At 65.1% G+C, this 4,873-nt stretch carries 4 protein-coding genes; all 4 read right to left on the minus strand.

Annotation, left to right across the window (positions count from 1 at the left end; translation table 11 throughout):
• Nucleotides 1-1,408 (minus strand): anthranilate synthase component I (locus EOA60_RS18970; RefSeq protein WP_128311728.1); only part of this gene is annotated, 1,408 nt, incomplete at its 3' end.
• Between the two features lie 235 nt (nt 1,409-1,643).
• Nucleotides 1,644-2,699 carry a succinylglutamate desuccinylase/aspartoacylase family protein gene (locus tag EOA60_RS18975; RefSeq protein ID WP_095823299.1) on the minus strand — a complete coding sequence of 352 codons (1,056 nt, stop codon included), beginning with the start codon at nt 2,697-2,699 and terminating at the stop codon, nt 1,644-1,646.
• A gap of 153 nt (nt 2,700-2,852) precedes the next feature.
• Entirely contained in the window at nt 2,853-4,229 is a 1,377-nt protein-coding gene (locus EOA60_RS18980; RefSeq protein WP_095823298.1) for an FAD-containing oxidoreductase, read from the minus strand.
• A complete protein-coding gene (locus EOA60_RS18985) occupies nt 4,226-4,687 on the minus strand; it encodes a DUF4126 domain-containing protein (RefSeq protein ID WP_095823569.1) in 462 nt (153 codons plus the stop codon). Before EOA60_RS18985 ends, EOA60_RS18980 begins: the two co-directional genes overlap by 4 nt.
• Between the last annotated feature and the right edge of the window lie 186 nt (nt 4,688-4,873).

Below are 4,873 nucleotides of genomic sequence, written 5' to 3' on the forward strand. Positions count from 1 at the left end.
TGCGGATGGTGCGCAGCGTCAGCCCGGTGTTCATGTCGCCGTTGAAATTGATCATGCCGATCGCCCCGCCATACCAGGCGCGCGGGCTCTTCTCGTTCTGCTCGATGAAGCGCATGGCCCACAGCTTCGGCGCGCCGGTGACGGTGACCGCCCAGGCGTGTGACAGGAAGGCGTCGAAGGCGTCCATGCCTTCGCGCAGCCGTCCCTCGATGTGATCGACGGTGTGGATCAGGCGCGAATACATCTCGATCTGGCGGCGGCCGATGACGCGCACCGAGCCCGGCTCGCAGACGCGCGACTTGTCGTTGCGGTCGACGTCCGAGCACATGGTGAGCTCGGACTCGTCCTTCTTGGAGTTGAGCAGCTTGAGGATCTGCTCGCTGTCGGAGATGGCGTCGTCGCCGCGCTTGATGGTGCCGGAGATAGGGCAGGTCTCGACCCGACGGCCGTTGACGCGCACGAACATCTCCGGCGAGGCGCCGATCAGATACTCGTTTTCACCGAGATTGATGAAGAAGGAATAGGGAGAGGGGTTGATCGACTTCAGCTTGCGGGAAATGTCGGAGGGCTGGGTCTCGCAACGCTCGTAGAACATCTGTCCAGGCACGACCTCGAACAGGTCGCCGCGCTTGAAGCTCTCCATCGCCCGGCGCACCAAATTGGCATATTCGCCGGGTTCGTGATCGCCGCGCGGCGGGATGCGGTCGGCGGTCCTGAACGGCTCGACATGAGCATCGCGGGCCAAGCCTTCCGTGGAAAACCCTTCGCCGGAATAGTCGTAGCGGTCGGTCCAGGCCTTGGTCGAATAGTGGTCGACGACGAGGATCTCGTCGGGCAGGAACAGCACCAGGTCGCGCTGGCTCTGCTTACGCTCGAGCTTGTAGTCGACCGGGTCGAACTGGAAGGCGAGATCGTAGCCGAAGGCGCCGTAAAGGCCGAGATTGGCGTCCTCGGCAGTCTTGAACAAAGCCGTGATGGCGCGCAGCACCGTGAAGACGGACGGCACGCGGCTGCGCTCTTCCTCGGTGAAGACGCGGCCGGGCTTGGCGACATCGAGGCGGATCAGCTTTTTCGAGCTCTCGGCAATCGCCACCTCGCTCAGCTCGCCAAGCGCCTTGCCGATCACCGGCAGCAGCACTTCGCCGCGCTGGTTGAGCGCCTCGATGCGCATGGCGCGGCCGCGCGCCGAGATCACCAGCGGCGGATCGATGATGGCCGTGTCCCAGCGCGTGTAACGGCCCGGATATTCGTAGTTCGAGGAGAACACCGCGCCGCGGCGGGAATTCAGGCCGTCGACATAGGCGTCAATCGCGCCTTCATAGGGCTGGTCATGGCGTTCGCGGGTGATCGTCACCCCGCCCGCGGTGACGAAGCGCTCCGCCCCGTTGTCCAGAACTGTAGTCGTCATTGCCGTCTCCATCAGCGTTTTGGGCAACGGACCCGGGAATGGCTTGGAAAAACAAATGGCCGCCCGGACATTCCGCTGCGGCCACCCTCATTTTCACGCATGCGCGTTCGAACCGGCCGCTGTCAGCGAGCCCACCACCAAACGGTCTTGTTCGAACGCATGTTCATGGCGACTCCCATAGCGGCGAATGACGGCCCGCGCAACTGGATTTCACGCGAACGGTAAAGCCGGCCCGTCAGTCCTCCAGCGTGCCGGAGCGCGCGTCGGCGCTCCTCTTGTCGCCGGCAAGCTTCAAAAGATCCTCGCCGGCGCGGATGATGCGGCGCGAACGACGGGTCAGGATGAAACCCGACTGGGGCGCGAACACCTCGGTGCGGCCGCCGGCTTCGCCGGGCGCATGGACGATCGTCGCCAGCCGGTCGCCCTTGTTGACGCGGTCGCCGGGCTTGACGTCGTAAAGGATGGCGCCGGCCTTGGGCGAAGGCATCATCTCGATGTTTTCCAGCGGTACGACGGCGCCGGAAAAGCTGCTCGCCTTCGGGACGGAAGGGTCCTGGATGACGCCGCGCGTCACCAGCAAGCGGTAGAGGCCGGCGGCATCGGAGGCGGCCAAGCCGCTGTCGACATCCAGCATGCCGCGATATTCGACCGTGGTGGCGACGCGCCGGTCGAAGCGCGCGACGCTCGCAGGCACATTTTGATAGGGCATGATCGAGGCGCCCTCGAAGGTGCCGCTACTGTCCTCGCTCCACAGCAGGACGGCATCGATGCCCATCGCAGCCGCGCAGTCGGCCATATGCGGCCACAGGCTGGTGTGGATGTAGAGATAGGCAAGGCCTTCATCGTCGCAGTGGAGATCGAGCACGATGTCGTTGCCGAGGGAGAGTTCGACGAGCCGCTTCTTCAGCCGGCGGTCGGCGCCGCCGAGGTTGACATCCGCTAAAAGCCTGGCGTCCGGCGCGGCAAGCAGCGGGAAGGCACGGTTGAAGTTGGTGCGGGTGCCGAGATTGAAGCGGCCCTGGTGCTCGCCGAAATGGTATTGCGCCCGACCGATTGGATTGGCCCAGGGCACCAACGTGATGGCGCCTCTAATGCGGCCTTCCGCTTCCGCCTTGGCAAGCATCGGCATCAGCGCGTCGATGGCGACGACACCTGGCAATTCTCCGGCATGAAGCGCCGCCTGCAGATAGGCCGAGGACGCCGACTTGTCCGTGCCCTCGAAGCGGAAAACTGGGAACTCATAAGCAACGCCTTCGCTGTCGCCTGCGATGCGCTCGATGGTCTTTTGCATGGGGTTCCTCCGGTGGGTGGCCAGACATGCATGGTTACGGCCAGGGTGTCAGTGGTCCAGTCCGCCCGCGCGATAGGCGCAAGCCGACCGTCGGACGCCTTGAGCACTGTTTGCCAAGATCGAGAAGCCCCGACGTGGAGCGGCGATCTGCCGTTACGCCAGCGGCTTCAAGTCCTGGGCGATGGTCGGCAGAAGCTCCGAGACGTTGGGGTGGATGTGCATGGCGCGCGCCAGCGTCGAGATCGGCGCCTTGGCATACATCAGGTCGAGCACTGAGTGGATCGCCTCGTCGCCGCCCGGTCCGAGCACCGAACAGCCGAGGATCTCGCCGGTGTCGGCGTCGGCCAGGATCTTCATGAAGCCTTGCGTCTCGCCCTTTTCGACGGCGCGGCCGACACGGGTCATCGGCCGCTGGCCGACAAGCGCGCGGCGGCCGGATTTCTTGACAGCGGTCTCGGTCATGCCGCAGCGGCCGAGCGGCGGATCGATGTAAAGCGCATAGGCCTCGATGCGATCGGTGACCTTGCGCGGATCGTTGTCGAGCAGATTGGCGGCGACGATCTCGTAGTCGTTGTAGGAGGTGTGGGTGAAAGCGCCCTTGCCGTTGCAGTCGCCCATGGCCCAGATGCCGGGCACATTGGTGCGCAAGTGGTCGTCGACGACGATGTAGCCGCGCTTGTCGACCTCGACGCCGGCCTTGTCGAGGCCGAGGTCGTCGGTGTTGGGGACGCGGCCGAGCGCCAGCAGCACATGCGAGCCGACCGCCGGCGGCTTGCCGGCAGAGAAGGTCACGGCGATACCGTTGCCCTGCCTGGCAAAGCCGATGTTCTCGGCGCCGACATGGACGGTGATGCCTTCGTTTTCGAGGATCGACTGGATCGCGGCCGAGACGTCCTCGTCCTCGCGGCCCGTCAGCCGCGGCGCTTTCTCGATCACCGTGACCTCGGAGCCGAAACGGCGGAACATCTGGGCGAATTCGAGCGAGATATAGCTGCCGCCGACGACGACCAGATGGCTGGGCAGCACATCGAGATCCATCATCGAGGAGTTGGTGAGATAGGGGACGTCGTTGACGCCGGGCAGGTCCGGCACGGAGGCGCGGCCGCCGGTGTTGAGGAAGATTTTTGGCGCGGTCAGCAGGTCGTCGCCGACGCGCACTGTATTAGCGGATTCGAATCTGGCATGGCCGCGATAAAGCGTGCAGCCCTTCATCCCCGCGATCCAGCTTTCGAGATTGCCGCGGGCGTCATTGGTCACCTTGTCCTTGCGTGCCTTGATCCTTTGATAGTCGACCCCGACCGGACCGGAGAGCGCGACGCCATAGTCGGCGGCGCGGCGGGCAAGATGCGCGGCGTAGGCGCTCGCCACCATCGCCTTGGTCGGCATGCAGCCGGTGTTGACACAGGTGCCGCCAATAAGCTTGCGCTCGATCAGCGCAACGCTCATGCCAGCGGCGTCGAGCCGGCCGGCGAGCGAAGGGCCGGCCTGGCCGGCGCCGATGACGATGGCGTCGAAGTTTTTCGCGCTCATGCGACCGCCGCCACGATCAGCAGGCCGCCGATGATCGCCACCGCGTCCTCGATGAAGGCGGTGGGCGGATCCTTGCCGAAGGCGGCAGCCATCCTTGCGCGTGCTTCCGCGCCGCCCAGCGTGCCGATCACCGCGCCGATCGCGCCGGCGATGAGGCAGCCGATGGTGGCGCCGACCGTGGCGCCGATCACCGCGCCGCAGAAGGCGCCCGTGACGATGCGCGCGCCAAACTGCTGCGGCACCTTGCGGCTCGGCGTCGACGGCAACTGGTCGGTGACGAGTTCGACAATCGCCAGGACGGTGAAGATGCCGACCGCGATCCAGTGGCCCATGAAGCTTGCCCAGGTGCCGGCAACCGGGATCCAGCCGAGATACGAACCCCAGGCAACGGTCGCTGGCGCGGTCATGGCGCGAAGGCCGGCGACGACGCCAATCAGCAATGCCAGAATGTAGAGCATCATCATCCCCTCAAATTCGGAGCTCCGCACGGTTCCGCGGATGGCAAGCTAGCATAGGCCTGGCGTTTGGCCATGGGCTTTTCCGGTCGGGCGGATTGTGCTTTGGCAGCGGGACGGGAATGGAGGAGCAGCCATGACGACAAGCGAGCGCATGAAGATGGCGGCGGGTGAATGGTACAGCTGCAT

Source organism: Mesorhizobium sp. M1A.F.Ca.IN.020.06.1.1, assembly GCF_004023265.1.
In the GTDB taxonomy this organism is placed as follows: domain Bacteria; phylum Pseudomonadota; class Alphaproteobacteria; order Rhizobiales; family Rhizobiaceae; genus Mesorhizobium.